This is a genomic window from Lentzea aerocolonigenes, assembly GCF_000955955.1.
Lineage (GTDB): Bacteria > Actinomycetota > Actinomycetes > Mycobacteriales > Pseudonocardiaceae > Lentzea > Lentzea aerocolonigenes_A.
Genome location: NZ_JYJG01000211.1, coordinates 1 through 16,627 on the forward strand (window position 1 = coordinate 1; position 16,627 = coordinate 16,627).

Sequence of the window (16,627 nt, forward strand, 5' to 3'; positions counted from 1 at the left end):
GTGGATGAAGGTTCCCTTCATCGTTTTAGGGTGTAGGGGTGCGTATTCGTCGTGTTGTCACCACTCGCGCTGGTGGCGTGTCCAAGGCTCCGTACGACTCGTTCAACCTCGGCGACCACGTGGGGGACGACGACGGGGCGGTCGAGGCCAACCGTGCCCGGCTCGCCGAGGGCATCGGCCTCACGCCTGATCGTCTGGTGTGGATGGAGCAGGTGCACGGCCGGACCGTCGGCGTGGTCGACGGCCCGCAGGCCGAGCCGCTGGAGGCGACCGACGGCGTCGTGACGAAACAGCCTGGTCTCGGGCTCGTGGTGCTCACGGCCGACTGCGTCCCGGTGCTGCTCGGCGACGAGGAGGCCGGCGTGATCGGCGCGGTCCACGCCGGGCGTGTCGGCGCGCGTGTCGGGGTCGTCGTCGAGACCCTGAAAGCGATGATGGCCCAGGGCGCCGAGCTCGAACGCATCGAGGTGCTGCTCGGCCCCGCGGTGTGCGGTGAGTGCTACGAGGTGCCCGCCGACATGCAGAAGGACGTCGAGAAGCACCTGCCCGGCAGCGCCTCGAAGTCGCGCAGGGGCACGCCCGCGCTCGATCTGCGGGCAGGGTTGTGGAACCAGCTGGGCAGCGCCGGAGTGGGCAAGATCGGGGTCGACCCGCGCTGCACGTTCGAGGAGAAGGATCTCTTCAGTCACCGCCGCCAGGCTCCGACCGGGCGGCTCGCGTCGGTCATTTGGATCGAGCCGTGACGGACCGGAAATCCGAGCTCGCCGCCAACCTCGCGGAGGTCGAGGAACGCATCGCCAAGGCGTGCGAAGCCGCCGGGCGTGATCGTTCCGAAGTGATGTTGCTCGCGGTGACGAAAACCTGGCCCGCGAGCGATGTCGAGCTGCTGCACGAACTCGGTTTGCGCAATTTCGCGGAAAACCGGGATCAGGAAGCAGCCGCGAAGGTCAGCCAATTGAGACATCTCGACGGCGCGAGATGGCACATGGTCGGCAGATTGCAGCGGAACAAGGCGAAGTCCGTCGTCGAGTGGGCGGATCAGGTCGACTCGGTCGACAGCGTGCGACTGGCCGAGGCACTGGCGAAGGCGGCGCACGCGAAAGGCGTTCAGCTCGACGTGTTGCTGCAGGTCAGCATCGACGGCGACACGTCGAGGGGCGGATGTGCAATCCCCGATGTCCCGGAACTGGCTGGCGTGATCACTCTTTCGGGTGATCTTATTCTCCGAGGTGCGATGACTGTCGCGCCGCAGACGATGAAGCCATCGCAGGCGTTTCAAGCGTTGGCGTCAGTGGTATCAGGCCTACGTGATGATCATCCCACTGCCACTCAGGTGTCAGCGGGGATGAGCGGGGACCTGGAAGATGCCATCTCGCACGGATCGACCTGTGTGCGTGTCGGAACGGCGGTGCTCGGCAGTCGGCGGCTAACGTTGCCTTAGGTTGTCGGGAACCTCGGGACCGTCCGCACCGTCCCTAAGAGTGGGGAACCGCCGAGGAGGGGCTGGAATGAGCGCTTTGCACAAGCTGAAGGCCTACTTCGGGATGGTCCCCGCCGAGTACGCAGACGACCCCGGCTACGACGACGACCGCGGCCGCTACGGCGACTACCGGTCCGAGTACGCGGCCGAGGCCGACGACTACGACCCCTACCCGCGGCGCAACCGCGTGTTCACGCCGGGCCGGTCGGAGCTCCAGGGCTCCGGGTACCGGACCGAGATCGACGACTCGGACGACTACGAGCCGGAGCAGCGGCGCGGGGCGAGCACCCCGGGCACGCGGCGCTGGAACGCCGATGCACCCGTGCACGGCGCACTCGCGGTCGAGCCGCAGCGCGAGCCAGTGAGCAGGCTGCGCCCGGTGGCCGAGCCGGCAGGCAACCCGTTGGCGCGCATCACCACGCTTCACCCCCGTAACTACAGCGAGGCGCGCACGATCGGGGAGCACTACCGCGACGGCACTCCGGTGATCTTGAACCTGACCGACATGGACGACGCGGACGCCAAGCGTCTCGTCGACTTCTCGGCCGGTCTCGCGTTCGCTCTGCGCGGGTCCATGGACAAGATCACCAGCAGGGTGTTCCTTCTCTCACCGCCCAACGTTGACGTGACGGCGGAGGACCGGCGGAAGCTGGCGGAAGGTGGGTTCGGGAACCACGGTTAGAGTTGACCCCGTGGACCCGATCCGTCTCGTCATCTTCTACGTCCTCTTCGCGTTCTCCCTGTTCCTGACCGCGCGCGTCGTGGTCGAGATGGTGAGGACGTTCGCGAGGGAGTGGCGCCCTGCGGGCGGCGTAGCCGTGACGCTGGAAACCGTATACACCGTGACCGACCCACCGGTCCGTCTCGTCCGTCGGATCATCCCGACTGTGCGGATCGGGGGCGTCGGGCTGGACCTATCGATTATTGTGCTGTGGCTGGTCGTTATCATTCTGATGCGATTCGCAGATCCCAGGCCATGACGGGGAAGCCGGGGATGACCGCAGCCCAGGAGTGCGAGAGGTGATCCGATGCCGTTGACCCCCGCTGACGTGCACAACGTTGCATTCAGCAAGCCGCCGATTGGCAAGCGGGGCTACAACGAGGACGAGGTGGACGCGTTCCTCGACCTGGTTGAGGGCGAGTTGGCCCGCTTGATCGAGGAGAACAACGACCTCCGTCAGCAGGTCGAGCAGCTCGACCAGCAGCTCGAGACCGCACGTGCCGACCTCGACGATGCGCGTGCGAAGGCAACTTCGGCCGGCCCCATGACGACCCGTATGCCGGTCGAGGAGCCGCGCCGCCTGGCGCCGGTCCCGCCGCCCACGGTGATGGAGCAGACGTCGCCTGGTGGCGGCGGTGACCACCACGTGCAGGCCGCCAAGGTCCTGGGCCTCGCCCAGGAGATGGCGGACAGGCTGACCGGCGAGGCCAAGGCCGAAGCCGACGGCATGCTGTCCGAGGCCCGCACGAAGTCGGAGCAGTTGCTGTCCGAGGCCCGTGCCAAGGCCGACACGATGGTCAACGAGGCGCGCACGCGTGCCGAGACCATGCTGAACGACGCGCGGACGCGTTCCGAGACGCTGGAGCGGCAGGCCCGTGAGAAGGCCACCGCGCTGGACCGCGACGCGCAGCGCAAGCACGCCGAGGTGATGGGCAACATCACCCAGGAGAAGAACACGCTCGAGAAGCAGATCGACAAGCTGCAGACGTTCGAGCGCGAGTACCGCACGCGACTGAAGACGATGCTCGAGTCGTCCCTGCGCGACCTCCAGGACCGCGGCCCGGCCGCTCCGTCCGAGGGCCGTTCCCAGGGCTACTCCTTCGGCGCACGCGCCGAAGCGGGCTGAACTACTGTTCATTAGGTGCTCTTCGTAGTTCTACTTCTGGTGCTGGCTGCCCTCGGGTTGCTCGTGCCTGCGCTGGCCACGTCCAACATGATCTGGGCGTGGTCATCCGTGGGCGCGAGCGTGCTCGCCGCCCTGGTTCTGATCTGGGACTGGTGGCGACGACGTCCGGGGGACCCCGCAGCCGTCGCGCAGAGTGTAGATCAACTCGCTGTAGCTGATGATCAACGGGTAGTGGTTCCGGCTGAAGCCGACACGCCGCCCGCTGACGAGGAACCACCGGAAGAGGACACCGACGCGGCGGACCTGCTCGCGGTGGCCGATCTGGTGGACGAGGTGCGGGTGCTGGACGAGCGGCCCCGGTATCACCTGAGCTCGTGTTCCTGGCTCGCCGGGAGGCCCACGCTGGGTCTCCCGGTGCAGGAGGCACGGCAGCTGCAGTTCACGCCTTGCGCCTTGTGCAGGCCGGACGCGGCGCTCGTGCGCAAAAGCCGGTCCGCCCAGTCGGACTGAACGGCGCCCGAACGGTCCCGGCATCCGCCGTGAAGGGCGGATGTCTCTGGGGGCTGTTTTCCGTGTCAGCGATCGCGGCGTACCTGCGCGACTCGTACTGCGACTGGTTGCCGCTGGCCCAGAGTCTCGCTGACGCCGGTCATCAGGTGCTGCTCTTCGAGCTCGGCGATCCGCGCATGAGCAAGGACGAACACAAGTACGACCTCGACGTGCGGGCCGCCGCACAGGAGCTCACCCGGCGTGGTGCTACTTCGATCCTGGCGGGTGGCGAGGTGCCGACCGCCGCAGGCGCCGTGCCGGCCGCGCCGCGAATCCAGGGTCTCGCCGGCCTCGTGCTGGTGACGCCCGTGCGGAATCTCGGCGGGTACGAACGCAGCAGCATCCGGGACGTGAAGCCGGTACTGGAGTCGCTGACCGTGCCGGTGCTCATCGCCGCCTCGGACACGCCCTCGGTGAACGGGGACCCTTCCTCGGCGGACGTCGCGCGCGACCTGGCGAGTGCGGCCGCAGACCCCAGGTTGGACCTCGTGTCCGGCTCATCGCTCGGAGTCTTCCTGGTGAAAGCCGACGTCGGGCTGCGCGACCGCATCGTCTCGTTCGCCGGCGAGGTGCAGGCGAAGCCCTGGTACGAGCGGTACATGTGGCTCATGACCGGTGGCGTGCTGGTGCTCGGTCTGCTGGGATCGTTGCTCGTGTTCCGGCGCAGGCACAACCGGGAGGTCCCCGATGACCGCGGCTGACAACAAGGCGGTGATCCGCCGGTTCCTCGACGAGGTCGTGGGCCAGGGCCGGCTCGACCTCGCCGACGAGCTTTGTTCACCCGATGTGGTGAATCATGCGGCAGCTCCCGAACGCCAGCACGGCGTCGAGAACATCAAGACCGTCCTCGGCTTCTCGCTCGGCGCTCAGCCGGACCAGCGCTGGACCGAGCGGCACTTCATCGCGGACGACGATCTCGTGGTCGTCTACGGCCGGCGTGAGGGCACGTGGCAGGCGCCGGGGTTCCTCGGCGTGCCCACCCCTTCGAGCGGCAAGGTCTCGGTCGAGCTGGCGCACATGTTCCGGCTGCGCGACGCCAAGATCGTCGAGCACTGGGCGGTGCGCGACGACCTCGGCATGCTGCAGCAGCTGGGCGCGATCAGCGCCGGTAGCTGATCTTCGCGCGGAACGTGGTGTCCGGCTGGTCCCGGTAGTGGTGTTCGACGGCGCCGTCGAACTCTCGGATCCGGCCGTCCGCGTCGTAAGCGATGTGCTCGACGTCGAAGTCGGCGCCCTCGTCGACCCAGCCGTAGCTCCAGTAGACGACCCTCACCGGCTGGTCCGTGTAGTGGCCCTCGCCGATGCGCTGCCCGTCGTTGCGCCACAGCTCGATCGACAGGTAGTCCTGGCCGCCACCAGGGGTCTCCCCGTAGATCCGGATCTGGTTGCGCTTCTCGGGGAACTCGTGCACGGAGAACAGGTCCGGCTGGTACCAGGTGCCCGAATGCCCTGCGGTGGGCCACGCATCGGGGTCCGAGTCCCAGATGAAGTAACCGGTCGGGTCGGCCGAGGCCGGTGTGGCGGTGGCGACCACTAACGCGGCCGCGGCCAGCACTGAGCGAATCATGATGCCCCCACATTCTGTTGGCGGTGATCCCCCGATCACCTCGACGAGAAGTCTGGAGGAGGCGGCACCAGGCCCACCATGAGTGGATCTACTCAGAGCACGACCGGGCGCGCGCCGTGAGCGGTGACCAGGCCGGGCAGGCGTTCACGGCTCGTCACGACCACCCGGCACCGCGGTGTTCCCGGTAGCAGCGGCACGACCTGGGCCGTGTCGGCGGCGTTGTCGAGGACGATCAGCATGCGCCTGTCCGCCAGCAACGTGCGGTAGAGCGCCGTCTGCGCGTGCGGCTCCGGCGGGATGCCGTCCGGGGAGGTGCCCAACGCCGTGATGAACGCGCGGACGACGTCGGCCGGGTCGCTGCCGTTGAGGTCCACGAACAGCTGGCCGTCCGGGTAGTCGGCGGCGTGCTCGTGCGCCCAATGCAGCGCCAGCCACGTCTTGCCGGTGCCCGCGGGCCCGGTGATCGTGACGATCGGCCCGTCCTCGAGTGCCGCGAGCTCGGCTTCGCGCCCCGTGAAACCCGTTGGTGCGGCGGGAAGCTGGTGCGGGCTCCACTGTGGACGCTGGATGAGGGACGCGTGCAGGTCGCGCAGGGCGGGGCCGGGGTCGAGGCCCAGTTCGTCCGCGAGCCGGTGCTTCAGCCGCGAGTAGTAGGCGAGCGCATCGGACCGTTGGTCGGCGCCGATCAAGGCGCGCATCAACTGCCCGGCGAGCCGTTCGTCGAGAGGGCGTTCATTGGTGCGTGCGGTCAGCTCTGAGACCAACGTGCGGTGCTCACCAGCAGCGAGCCTCGAGTCGGTGTGGTCGAGTTCGGCCGCGGTGATCTCGCCGGCCAGCGTCTCGCGCAGACCGTCGAACCACGCGCCGTGCAGCCCCTCGAACGGTTCGCCGCGCACGAGCGCCACGGCCTCACCATGCCTGCCGGCAGCCACGAGAGAGCGGAAGCGGTGCAGGTCGATGGACGCCGGATCGGCCTCCAGCACGTACCCCCCGGAGCGCCGCAGGATCGGCAGCCCGTCGAGCGCCGTCCGCAGCCGGGACATGTAGCTGTAGAGCGCGGACTTGGCCTGCCGCGGTGGCGCCTCACCCCACACCCGCACGAGCAGCTTGTCGACGCTGACCACCTGGTTGACGTCCACCAGCAGCACCGCCAGCACGCTCAGCTGCCGCGCGTGCCCCACCTCGACCAGCGCGCCGTCGCGCCGGACCTCCGCAGTGCCGAGGACGCGGAACTCGTAGCTCACCGGTCCAGGAACAGCAGCGTGATCAGCAACGCGAGCAGCACCAGGTCCACGACCATGCCGGTCGGCTTCGAGTCGTACCTCAACCGGGTGATCGTGGCGCCGACCATCAGCAACCCGAGCCCGACCGTCGCCGCGTGCGCCACCCACTCCCACGTGAACAGACCCACGACCAGGCCCGCCGCGCCCGCCCACTCCAGCGCGCCGATCGTCCGCCACAACGTCCCGTTCATCCGGAAGTGGTCGCGAGCCTCGATCGACTTCTTCGCGCCCAGGACCTTGCCCGCGCCCGTGGCCACGAACAGCAGGGCCAGCACGATCGACAACGCGATGGTCAACGTCATCCGGGCAGCATACGGTTTGCACCGACCCGTACCCTGTAGGTACAGGCACCGATCCGGCCATCACCGGGGAGCCTCCGGAAGAACGGGCGCGCGAGCGTCTCAGTAGAACCGGACGGGACCGGCCCGTCACAGCCGAAGAACGAGAGGCTCGCCGCCAAGCGAGCAAGCGGGGTGGTACCGCGGCCTGCCGGGCAACGTCCGGCGTGTCGTCCTCGCGTGTCCTACGTGACCGCGAGGAGCAGTGCAGATGGCCTACCCCAGGGCCGGACAGAACGAGGTCCCGGCGCAGCCGTCCTTTCCGAACCTCGAGCAGGACGTGCTCGGGTACTGGAAGAACGACGAGACCTTCCAGGCGAGCATCGACCGCAACCCGGTGGGCGAGAACGGCGACAACGAGTTCGTCTTCTACGACGGCCCGCCGTTCGCCAACGGTCTGCCGCACTACGGGCACCTGCTCACCGGCTACGTCAAGGACGTCGTGCCGCGCTACCAGACGATGCGCGGCAAGCACGTCGAGCGGCGGTTCGGCTGGGACACGCACGGCATGCCCGCCGAGTACGAGGCGGAGAAGCAGCTCGGCATCACGCAGAAGCACGAGATCGACGAGCTCGGCATCGAGAAGTTCAACGAGGCGTGCCGCACGTCCGTGTTGCAGTACACGGACCAGTGGCGCGAGTACGTGACGCGCCAGGCTCGGTGGGTCGACTTCGACAACGACTACAAGACGCTCGACCTCGACTACATGGAAAGCGTCATGTGGGCGTTCAAGGCCTTGTGGGACAAGGGCTTGATCTACGAGGGCTTCCGGGTGCTCTGGTACTGCTGGCGTTGTCAGACGCCGCTGTCCAACACCGAGACCAAGATGGACGACGCGTACCGCGACCGGCAGGACCCGGCCGTGACGGTGGCGCTGCGCCTCGAGTCCGGTGAGAAGGCCCTGGTCTGGACGACCACGCCGTGGACGCTGCCGAGCAACCTCGCCGCCGCCGTGCACCCCGACGTCGACTACGTGACGGTGCAGGCTGAAGACGGCGAACGCTACCTGCTCGCTGAGGCCAGGGTCGCCGCGTACGCGCGTGAGCTGGGCGAGGAGCCCGAGGTCGTCGCCCGCTACAAGGGCTCGGACCTGCTCGGCAAGAAGTACCTGCCGCCGTTCGACTTCTTCGTCGGACGCGAGAACGCGCACCAGGTGCTGGCCGCCGACTACGTGACCACCGACGACGGCACCGGCATCGTCCACATCGCACCGGCGTTCGGTGAGGACGACAAGGTCGTGACGGACGCGGCGGGCATCGAGGTCGTCGTGCCGGTCGGGCCGGACGGCAAGTTCACCGCGGAGGTGGCGCCGTACCAGGGCGTGCACGTCTTCGAGGCGAACAAGCTGATCATCCGCGACCTCAAGGAAGCGGGCCTGCTGCTGCGCCACGAGACCTACGACCACCCGTACCCGCACTGCTGGCGGTGCAACAACCCGCTGATCCAGCGCGCGCTGTCGGCGTGGTTCGTCGCGGTCACGCAGTTCAAGGACCGGATGGTCGAGCTCAACCAGCAGATCAACTGGGTGCCCGGCCACATCAAGGACGGCCAGTTCGGCAAGTGGCTCGAGAACGCGCGTGACTGGAACATCTCGCGCAACCGGTACTGGGGCTCGCCGCTGCCCGTGTGGACCTCGGACAACCCCGAGTTCCCGCGCACGGACGTGTACGGGTCGCTGGACGAGCTGGAGCGCGACTTCGGCGTGCGCCCGGACAACCTGCACCGGCCGTTCATCGACGAGCTGACCCGGCCGAACCCGGACGACCCGAGCGGCAAGTCGGTCATGCGCCGGATCCCGGACGTGCTCGACTGCTGGTTCGAGTCGGGGTCGATGTCGTTCGCGCAGGTGCACTACCCGTTCGAGAACGCGGAGTGGTTCGAGAACCACTACCCCGGCGACTTCATCGTCGAGTACAACGGGCAGACGCGCGGCTGGTTCTACACGCTGCACGTGCTCGCGACGGCGTTGTTCGACCGGCCCGCGTTCCGCGACTGCGTGGCGCACGGGATCGTGCTCGGTGACGACGGCCAGAAGATGTCCAAGTCGCTGAAGAACTACCCGGACGTCAACGAGGTCTTCGACCGCGACGGCTCGGACGCGATGCGGTGGTTCCTGATGTCGTCGCCGATCCTTCGTGGCGGCGACCTGGTGGTGACCGAGCGCGGCATCCGTGACGCGGTGCGCCAGGCGGTGCTGCCGCTGTGGAACTCCTGGTACTTCCTCGCGTTGTACGCCAACGCTTCCGGGAAGGAGGGCACGTGGCGCGTCGACTCGAAGAACGTGCTCGACCGGTACGCGCTGGCCAAGACGCACGACCTGGTGCGCGACGTCCAGGCGGCGATGGACGTGTACGACATCTCCGGTGCGTGCCAGCTGGTGCGCGAGTACCTGGAGGTGCTGACGAACTGGTACGTGCGGCGGTCGCGGCAGCGGTTCTGGGACGGCGAGCAGGACGCGATCGACACCCTGCACACCGTGCTGGAGGTCGTCACGCGCGTGGCGGCGCCGTTGCTGCCGTACACGTCCGAGATCGTGTGGCGCGGGCTGACCGGTGGGCGTTCGGTGCACCTGACGGACTTCCCGTCGGTGTCGGACCTGCCGGCCGACGACGCGCTCGTGGCGGCGATGGACGAGGTCCGCGACGTGTGCTCGACGGCGTTGTCGTTGCGCAAGGCGAACAAGCTGCGCGTGCGGCTTCCGCTGGCGCGTTTGACGGTGGCGTCGCCGGTGGCGGGTTCGCTGGCGGACTTCGCGGAGATCGTGCGCGACGAGGTCAACGTCAAGGACGTGTCGCTGTCCACGGACGTCGACGCGTACGGGCAGTTCCAGCTCGTGGTGAACGCCCGCGCGGCAGGCCCGCGGCTCGGGCCGAACGTGCAGAAGGTCATCAAGGCCGTCAAGGCGGGAGACTGGTCCGAAGTGGACGGCCGGGTCGTCGCCGCCGGTGTCGAGCTGTTCGAGGGCGAGTACGAACAGCGTTTGGTGGCAACGGATCCGGCTGCCACGGCGGCACTGCCCGGTGGCGCGGGTGTCGTCGTGCTCGACACGGCCTTGACGCCGGAGCTGGAGGCGGAGGGTCTCGCGCGTGACCTGGTGCGCGTCGTGCAGCAGGCCCGCAAGGACGCTCAGCTCGACGTGTCCGACCGGATCACGCTGACGCTGGAGCTGCCGGACGAGGTGCGCTCGGCCGTGGCACCGCACCTGGAGTTCGTGCAGGCGGAAACGCTGACGTCGTCGGTGGTCTTCGGCTCCGGTGTCTCCGAGGGCACCGTCGGTGACGGCCTGAAGGTCAAGGTGGCCGTCGCACGAGTGTGATCGCAGTTGTACGGGGCCGCCGTCCTCGGACGGCGGCCCCGTCGCTCGTTCCGCGTCAAAAATTGTCAGACCCCGTCGCTACGGTCGAACCAGGCCAACCAGCAAGGGGGAATTGCAATGGCTTTCTCTGGGGGATGGCGCGTCCTGGTGGGCGCACTGGTCCTTTCCACCGGAGTGGTGGTGCCCGCCACGGCTTCGGCTGATCCGCTTGCGTGCAGATCCTGGGACACCGTCGAGCTGCCGGTGCCGCCCGCAGTGAAGTTCGGCGGGGTGGCGGCCGCGGCGGGCTCGTACGCGGTCGGCAACGGGTCGTTCTTCTCGATGTACGGCTCGACAGTGCTGCTGTGGAAGGACGGGCAGGAGGTCAAGCAGCTGTCCTTCTTCCGGAGCATCGTCGGGGCCACGGACGTGAACTCGTCCGGCACGGTGCTGCTGAACTCGGCGTTCTCCAAGGCGGCTTCGCGCTGGCACGACGACGGCTCCCCGGACGGCGTCTACGAGAGCCTGCGAGGCTTGGCCGGCGAGTACGAGGTTCAAGGGCTCCACCTCAACGAACGCGGCGACGTGCTCGGCACGTCCAAGGGCGAGCCCGTGGTGTGGCCTGCCGGTTCCCCGACGCCGCAACGGGTGCCGGGCACCGACGGGTCCTGGACCCCGCTCGGCCTCGCCGACGACGGCTCGGTGCTCGCGTCCAGTTCCGGTGGCAAGTACTGGATCGGAGCGTCCGGCGTGATCTCTCTCGGCGCGGCGGCCGAGGTGACGGCGGTCAACGGCCTGCACGCCGTCGGCACCGCCGACGCCGGTACCGAGGACGCGAGGGCGGTGCGCTGGAACACTTCCGGCGAGATCACGGCCACCTATCCGTACTTCGCCTCGCCGGTGGCCGTGAACTCCCGCGGTCACATGCTCTCCCAGAACTACGCGGGCATCCTGGTGTGGTTCGACCCCGACAGCGGTTTCGAGGTGAACCACGCGACCGGGCCCAACCACCCGTCGCTCACCGACGCCGACGACGTCTACCTGACGACCGGCGACGAGACCTATCGCACGCCGATCCTGTTCGACTGTGTGGGCGGTGGGCGATGAGAGCCCGCTGATCGCGGCCTTTGCCGCTGCCGCCAGGTTTCGCGGGCTCGGGTGATCGGGGCGCCTGCTCTCCGGCGCTGACGACAAGGCACCTTGACCGGCTCGGCTGAGGCCGCGTACGTCACCTCGTCAGGCGACGTTCCAGGCCTCACTCCGGGCGGGGCAAGCATTTGTCGTGCCCCATTGCGCCCTCAGTACGGTGGGTGAGTGACCGACCAGTCCACGTTGCACGACACCAAGGCCGCGTACGACGCCATCGCGGGTCTGTACGCCGAGATGTTCAGCGACATCCTCGACCAGTTGCCGCTGGAACGCGCGCTGCTCAGAGCGTTCGCCGACATCGTCGGGGAGGCCGGACCCGTTGCCGATCTCGGCTGCGGGCCCGGCCACCTGACCGCGCACCTGAACGAGCTGGGGCTGGACGTGTTCGGCGTCGACCTGTCGCCGGAGATGATCGCCCTGGCGCGCCAGGCGCATCCGGGCCTGAGGTTCGACGAAGGGTCGATGACGGCGCTCGACGTCGAGGACGCGGCGCTCGTCGGCATCCTGGCGTTCTACTCCGTCATCCACACACCACCGCAACGGCTTTCGGAGGTGTTCGACGAGTTCGCACGAGTGCTGAAGCCGGGCGGGCACGTGCTGCTCGGGTTCTTCGCGGGTGACGAGGCGTGGCCGCGGGAGTTCGACCACAAGGTCACGCTCGCCTATCGGTGGCTGCCCGACGCCCTTGCGGCCGTGGCCGGTCAGTCCGGGTTCGCCGAGGTGGCGCGGCTGCGCAGGGAGCCGATCGAGGGCGAGCGGTTCCAGCAGGCCCAGCTGCTGCTGCGCAAGCCCTGATCAGACGCGGGCCGACTGGCTGCTGACCAGGCCGAACGCACGGCGGACGAGCCGGACCCAGAGCGACCACCGCGCCGGTGCGGAGGGCTCGCGACCCGCTGCCCGCTCGTGGTTGTCGAGGAGGTCCTCCAGGCACGCGTCGTGCAGCCAGCGGGTCACCAGCGCCCACCGCAGCCGCGTGCCGAGGCGGAAGTGGCCGATCAGCTCGTGCCTGAGCACGTTGCCCGACGCCGACAAGGTGTGCGAGCCCTCGCCGCTGCGGAAGGCGAACGTGATCGACTCGCCGGGCTTGAACTCCGTGCAGTGGTAGCGGATCGGGCCGTGCCCGCCGTCCGCGCCGACCCCGAGAGGGCGGTCGAACTCCTGCTTGCCCCACTGGGGTGGCCAGAGCTCCTGGATGCGATCGACGAACGGTCCTGCCGGGACCGGTAACTCCCGCTCGTGCACGTTGCGAACCACGACACGCTCCTTCCATACGGCACCGTATGTTGGTGAAACATACGCTAGCGTACGGAAATGCGCCGCACCCGTGACGACTGGACTGAGATTGCGCTGAGAGCGCTGGCGGAAGGCGGCCTCCACGCCGTCGCCGTCGAACCGCTCGCGGCCAGGGCCGGTGCGACGAAGGGGAGCGTCTACCACCACTTCCCGAACCGGGACGCGCTCCTCAAAGCGACGGTTGAGAGGTGGGAACGGGAGCACACCGAGAAGGTCATCGAGCTGGTGGAGTCGGAGAGGACACCGCACTACAAGCTCAGGACGCTCTTCGAGACGGTGCTCGACCGGCACCGCAAGGGCTCGGTGGAGATGGCGTTGCAGGCGAACGCCGGGAACGAGGTCATCGCGCCGGTGCTCAAGCGCGTCACCGAACGGCGGCTGGGCTACCTGACGGAGCTGTTCGAGCAGCTCGGGTTCGACCACGAGCACGCGAAGAAGCGCGCGCTGATCGCGTTCAGCCTCTACCTCGGCCAGGCGCAGATGTACGTGACCCTGCCCGGCCTCGTCGAACCGGTGCTCGACGAGGCCGTGCAGGTGCTCACGAAACGATGATCAGGCCGCGAGAGTCCACAACGTCGAGGCGATCACGTCGGCATGCCGGTCCAGGGCCGTGGCGTTGATGTTCGACGAGGTGTCGCAGGACTGGTGGTAGCAGCGGTCGAAGTACTGGCCGGCCGTGCCACCCCACTTCGCCACCTGCGCCGCGGTCTTGGTCTCGTCGCCGCCGGCGTACGTGCCCGAGGTCGGGATTCCGGCGGCCGCGAACGCGGCGTGGTCGGAGCGGCCGTCGACATCGGTCAGCTCGGTCTTGACGCTGATCGCCGCGAAGGCCGCCTCCAGCTTCTGCTGGAGCGCCACCGAACCGGCGGGCGACCCGGCTTCCCGGCCGTTGTAGACGAAGTAGCCGGGGTTCGGTGAGCCGGTCATGTCGAAGTTCAGGTACGCCTTGATCTTCGACTTGTCGGCGGAGGCCAGCGACCTGACGTAGGCCTTCGAGCCGATCAGGCCGAGCTCCTCCGCGCCCCACCAGCCGAACCGCACGTGCTTGGTCGGCTTGAAGTTCGTGGCCTTCATCTGGAGGGCGACCTCCAGGATCGACGCGGAGCCGCTGCCGTTGTCGTTGATGCCGGGGCCCCTGGTGACGCTGTCCAGGTGGGCTCCGAGCATGACGACGTTGTTCGCGTCGCCGCCGGGGTAGTCGGCGATCACGTTGTAACCCGTGGCGCCGCCGTAGCTGAACGACTGCACCTGCGTGGTGAAGCCCGCCGCGTCGAGCTTGCTCTTCACCCAGTCGACCGAGGCCTTGTGGCCCGGGCGACCGTGTGCGCGGTTGCCGCCGTTCGAGGTCGCGATCGACTGGAACTTGGCGAGATGAGCCTGGACGTTCGCGACGTTGATGTTCGGTGCTGCCGCGACGGCCGGAGCCGCCGCTTGCGCTGCTGTGGTTCCGGTCACCATCAAGGCGGCCGCCAGCGCGATGAGGATCCTCATGGTTCAACTCCGTGCAGGGTAGGGATTGAGCCACTGATCAACATGCTCCACTGTGCATGCGCCCAGTAGGTGCGAACGGCTGGTGTTGTTAACGCGCCTGATTCGTCCAATTCGGTGGTGATCGATCAGAATGGTCCAGGTGGGTGACATCACGGCCGTGCTGGGCATCGGCGCAGCCGTACTGCTGATCTCCGTGATCGCGGTGCGGGTGTCGATCCGGCTCGGCCTGCCCTCGTTGTTGCTGTACCTGGGCATCGGCGTGGTCCTCGGTGAGTCGGTGTTCGGCATCAAGTTCGACGACGCCGACCTGACGCAGTCTCTCGGCATCGCGGCCCTCGTGCTGATCCTGACCGAGGGCGGGCTCACAACCCGTTGGCAGGCGGTGAAGAGCTCGCTGTGGCTGGGCGTCGCTCTGTCCACTGTGGCCGTTGCGGTCAGCGTCGCGGTCACCGGCACGGCGTTGCACTTCCTGCTCGGCCTCGACTGGCGGATGGCGTTGCTGTGGGGCGCGGTGCTGTCGTCCACGGACGCGGCGGCCGTGTTCAGCGTGCTGCGGTCATTAGGCGTGGGGGCGCGGCTCACGGGCGCGCTCGAACTCGAATCAGGCCTCAACGACGCCCCGGTCTACATCGCCGTGGTGTTGCTGGCGTCCTCGGACAAGATCTCGTGGACCGCGCCGTTGCTGGTGCTCTACGAACTCGCGGCGGGCGCGTTGATCGGCGTGCTGCTCGGCGTTTTCGGTGCGGCGGCGCTGAGACGTGCGGCGCTGCCCTCGACCGGTCTCTACCCGCTCGCCACCGTCGCGGTGTGCGTGATCGCTTACACCGCAGGCGATCTGGTGCACGCGTCCGGCTTCCTCGCCGTCTACGTCGCCGCTCTGGCGCTCGGCAACGCCCGCCTGCCGCACCGCGCCGACACCCTCTCGTTCGCGGAGGGGCTGGGATGGCTCGCCCAGATCGGGCTCTTCGTCTTACTCGGCCTGTACGCCTCGCCGTCGCGGCTGCTCGACGCGCTGGTGCCCGCGCTGATCGCCGGGGTGGTGCTGACGTTCGTGGCGCGGCCGTTGTCGGTGGTGCTGGCGTCGTTGCCGTTCAAGGTGCCGTGGCGGGAGCAGGCGTTCCTCTCCTGGTCAGGACTGCGCGGTGCGGTGCCGATCGTGTTCGCGCTGATCCCGTTGATCCAGGGCGTCGAGGGTGCGCGCGAACTGGTCGACGCGGTGTTCGTGCTGGTCATCGTGCTGACGGTGGTGCAGGGAACGACGCTGCCGTTCCTCGCGCGGCGGCTCGGGCTGGTGAACCTGCACGAGGCGCAGGAGGTGCAGGTCGACTCCTCGCCGTTGGACGAGCTGGGCGCCGAACTGCTGCAGGTGCACATCCAGCGCGGGTCGAAGCTGCACGGCGTCTACATGACCGAGCTGCGGCTGCCGAGCGGCGCCACGGTGAGCCTCGTGGTGCGGTCGGGAAAGAGTTTCACGCCACAGCCGACGACCCGGCTGCAGGTCGACGACCAGTTGCTCATCGTGACCACCGAAGAAGCGCGCGATGCCGCTGAGCGGCGCATACGTGCCGTGGACCGGGCTGGCCGCTACGCACGGTGGAAGGGTGAGACGGGCGACTAGTTCTGCCTCCGAGGCTTCTCAGCATGTGATCGGGTGTCGACGAGCGCCGAGGGGCTCCGCTAACGTCATCGGCAGGTCATGAGAGCCAGCGTCAAGCCCAAGCTTGCTGGCCGGCAACCCTCCAACCGCGGTGGGGTGCCCTTGGTGAGGACCTGGTCCGGCGCGTGGGGCGCCGGTCAAGCGCGGGCCTTCGCAGAACGGGGCCCCTGGCCTCGGAGGCAGCTCGATGACGCTCGCGATCACCCCTGGCACGGTCACCACGGTTCCGGCTGTCGTCGGCTCTGACCTGCGCGTTCCGCTCGTCACCGGGGAGCGCGTGACCTATGCGAACCTCGATCACGCGGCATCGGCCCCCTGTCTGCAGGAGGTGCGCGACGCCGTCGACGAGCTGCTGCCCTGGTACGCCAGCGTGCACCGCGGCGCCGGGTTCGCCTCCCAGGTCTCCACTCGCGTCTACGAGCAGGCGCGGGACCGCATCCGCAAGTTCGTCGGCGCTCGCTCGTCCGACGCCGTCGTCTTCACCCGCAACACCACCGATTCGCTGAACCTGTTGGCGCGCAGCGTTCCTCGCAACACCGCGGTCGTGCTCTTCGACAGTGAGCACCACGCTGCTCTGCTGCCGTGGCGCGGGCCGAACGTTCAGCGCATCCCCGCCCCTTCTTCGTCCGGCGCTGCTGTGGTCGCGCTGGACCGGGCGTTGGCCGCCGCCCCGGTCGG

General features: G+C 68.4%; 19 protein-coding genes and 1 riboswitch. Of the genes, 14 read left to right on the top strand and 5 right to left on the bottom strand.

Going from position 1 to position 16,627, the window contains the following annotated elements:
* Positions 1–38: 38 nt before the first annotated feature.
* The 8 genes from pgeF (at position 39) to UK23_RS26105 (ending at position 4,992) form a co-directional block, all read left to right on the top strand.
* Complete coding sequence (gene pgeF, locus UK23_RS26070; RefSeq protein ID WP_045314274.1) at positions 39–743, top strand: peptidoglycan editing factor PgeF; 705 nt, start codon at positions 39–41, stop codon at positions 741–743.
* Complete coding sequence (locus tag UK23_RS26075) at positions 740–1,441, top strand: YggS family pyridoxal phosphate-dependent enzyme (protein ID WP_045314275.1); 702 nt, start codon at positions 740–742, stop codon at positions 1,439–1,441. The genes pgeF and UK23_RS26075 overlap by 4 nt, the downstream gene beginning before the upstream one ends.
* A gap of 67 nt (positions 1,442–1,508) precedes the next feature.
* Complete coding sequence (locus tag UK23_RS26080) at positions 1,509–2,162, top strand: cell division protein SepF (protein ID WP_045314276.1); 654 nt, start codon at positions 1,509–1,511, stop codon at positions 2,160–2,162.
* Between the two features lie 19 nt (positions 2,163–2,181).
* Positions 2,182–2,460 (top strand): YggT family protein, encoded by a 279-nt coding sequence (locus tag UK23_RS26085; RefSeq protein WP_045314289.1) that lies wholly within the window; start codon positions 2,182–2,184, stop codon positions 2,458–2,460.
* Between the two features lie 48 nt (positions 2,461–2,508).
* Positions 2,509–3,327 carry a DivIVA domain-containing protein gene (locus tag UK23_RS26090; RefSeq protein ID WP_045314277.1) on the top strand — a complete coding sequence of 273 codons (819 nt, stop codon included), beginning with the start codon at positions 2,509–2,511 and terminating at the stop codon, positions 3,325–3,327.
* 15 nt (positions 3,328–3,342) lie between these two features.
* On the top strand, positions 3,343–3,837 hold the full coding sequence (locus UK23_RS26095; protein ID WP_045314278.1) for a hypothetical protein: 495 nt from the start codon (positions 3,343–3,345) through the stop codon (positions 3,835–3,837).
* A gap of 62 nt (positions 3,838–3,899) precedes the next feature.
* The gene (locus UK23_RS26100) at positions 3,900–4,577 is read left to right on the top strand and encodes an alpha/beta hydrolase (protein ID WP_045314279.1); all 678 of its coding nucleotides are present in this window, start codon (positions 3,900–3,902) and stop codon (positions 4,575–4,577) included.
* On the top strand, positions 4,564–4,992 hold the full coding sequence (locus UK23_RS26105) for an ester cyclase (protein ID WP_045314280.1): 429 nt from the start codon (positions 4,564–4,566) through the stop codon (positions 4,990–4,992). Before UK23_RS26100 ends, UK23_RS26105 begins: the two co-directional genes overlap by 14 nt.
* Here the strand turns inward: UK23_RS26105 and UK23_RS26110 are convergent.
* From UK23_RS26110 to UK23_RS26120, 3 genes are all read right to left on the bottom strand, one after another.
* Entirely contained in the window at positions 4,976–5,443 is a 468-nt protein-coding gene (locus UK23_RS26110) for a hypothetical protein (protein ID WP_156213383.1), read from the bottom strand. The genes UK23_RS26105 and UK23_RS26110 overlap by 17 nt on opposite strands.
* A 92-nt stretch (positions 5,444–5,535) precedes the next feature.
* Entirely contained in the window at positions 5,536–6,687 is a 1,152-nt protein-coding gene (locus tag UK23_RS26115; RefSeq protein WP_052685054.1) for an AfsR/SARP family transcriptional regulator, read from the bottom strand.
* A complete protein-coding gene (locus UK23_RS26120) occupies positions 6,684–7,028 on the bottom strand; it encodes a DoxX family protein (protein ID WP_052685055.1) in 345 nt (114 codons plus the stop codon). Before UK23_RS26120 ends, UK23_RS26115 begins: the two co-directional genes overlap by 4 nt.
* Before the next feature lie 247 nt (positions 7,029–7,275).
* Here UK23_RS26120 and ileS point away from each other — a divergent pair, with 247 nt between their 5' ends.
* The 3 genes from ileS to UK23_RS26135 all read left to right on the top strand — a co-directional run bounded on the left by ileS (position 7,276) and on the right by UK23_RS26135 (position 12,303).
* Positions 7,276–10,380: an isoleucine--tRNA ligase gene (gene ileS, locus UK23_RS26125; RefSeq protein ID WP_045314292.1), complete on the top strand. Its 3,105-nt coding sequence runs from the start codon at positions 7,276–7,278 to the stop codon at positions 10,378–10,380.
* 117 nt (positions 10,381–10,497) lie between these two features.
* Positions 10,498–11,466, top strand: a complete 969-nt coding sequence (locus tag UK23_RS26130; protein ID WP_156213384.1) for a hypothetical protein — start codon at positions 10,498–10,500, stop codon at positions 11,464–11,466.
* A gap of 207 nt (positions 11,467–11,673) precedes the next feature.
* Positions 11,674–12,303: a class I SAM-dependent methyltransferase gene (locus UK23_RS26135; RefSeq protein ID WP_045314283.1), complete on the top strand. Its 630-nt coding sequence runs from the start codon at positions 11,674–11,676 to the stop codon at positions 12,301–12,303.
* Here the strand turns inward: UK23_RS26135 and UK23_RS26140 are convergent, their stop codons facing one another.
* Positions 12,304–12,762 (bottom strand): hypothetical protein, encoded by a 459-nt coding sequence (locus tag UK23_RS26140; protein WP_045314284.1) that lies wholly within the window; start codon positions 12,760–12,762, stop codon positions 12,304–12,306. It lies immediately after the preceding gene.
* A gap of 57 nt (positions 12,763–12,819) precedes the next feature.
* Here UK23_RS26140 and UK23_RS26145 point away from each other — a divergent pair, with 57 nt between their 5' ends.
* Positions 12,820–13,353 (top strand): TetR/AcrR family transcriptional regulator, encoded by a 534-nt coding sequence (locus UK23_RS26145; protein ID WP_045314285.1) that lies wholly within the window; start codon positions 12,820–12,822, stop codon positions 13,351–13,353.
* On the opposite strand, the gene UK23_RS26150 is transcribed toward UK23_RS26145, so the two are convergent.
* A complete protein-coding gene (locus UK23_RS26150; RefSeq protein WP_045314286.1) occupies positions 13,354–14,292 on the bottom strand; it encodes a M28 family metallopeptidase in 939 nt (312 codons plus the stop codon).
* A 148-nt stretch (positions 14,293–14,440) separates the two neighbouring features.
* Between UK23_RS26150 and UK23_RS26155 the strand changes: the two genes are divergently transcribed.
* Together UK23_RS26155 and UK23_RS26160 are read left to right on the top strand one after the other, a co-directional pair.
* Entirely contained in the window at positions 14,441–15,910 is a 1,470-nt protein-coding gene (locus UK23_RS26155; protein WP_419503903.1) for a potassium/proton antiporter, read from the top strand.
* Positions 15,911–15,984: 74 nt separating this feature from the next.
* A riboswitch (SAM riboswitch) is annotated at positions 15,985–16,099 on the top strand.
* 37 nt (positions 16,100–16,136) lie between these two features.
* A partial coding sequence (locus tag UK23_RS26160; protein WP_045314288.1) for an aminotransferase class V-fold PLP-dependent enzyme occupies positions 16,137–16,627 on the top strand: 491 nt, incomplete at its 3' end.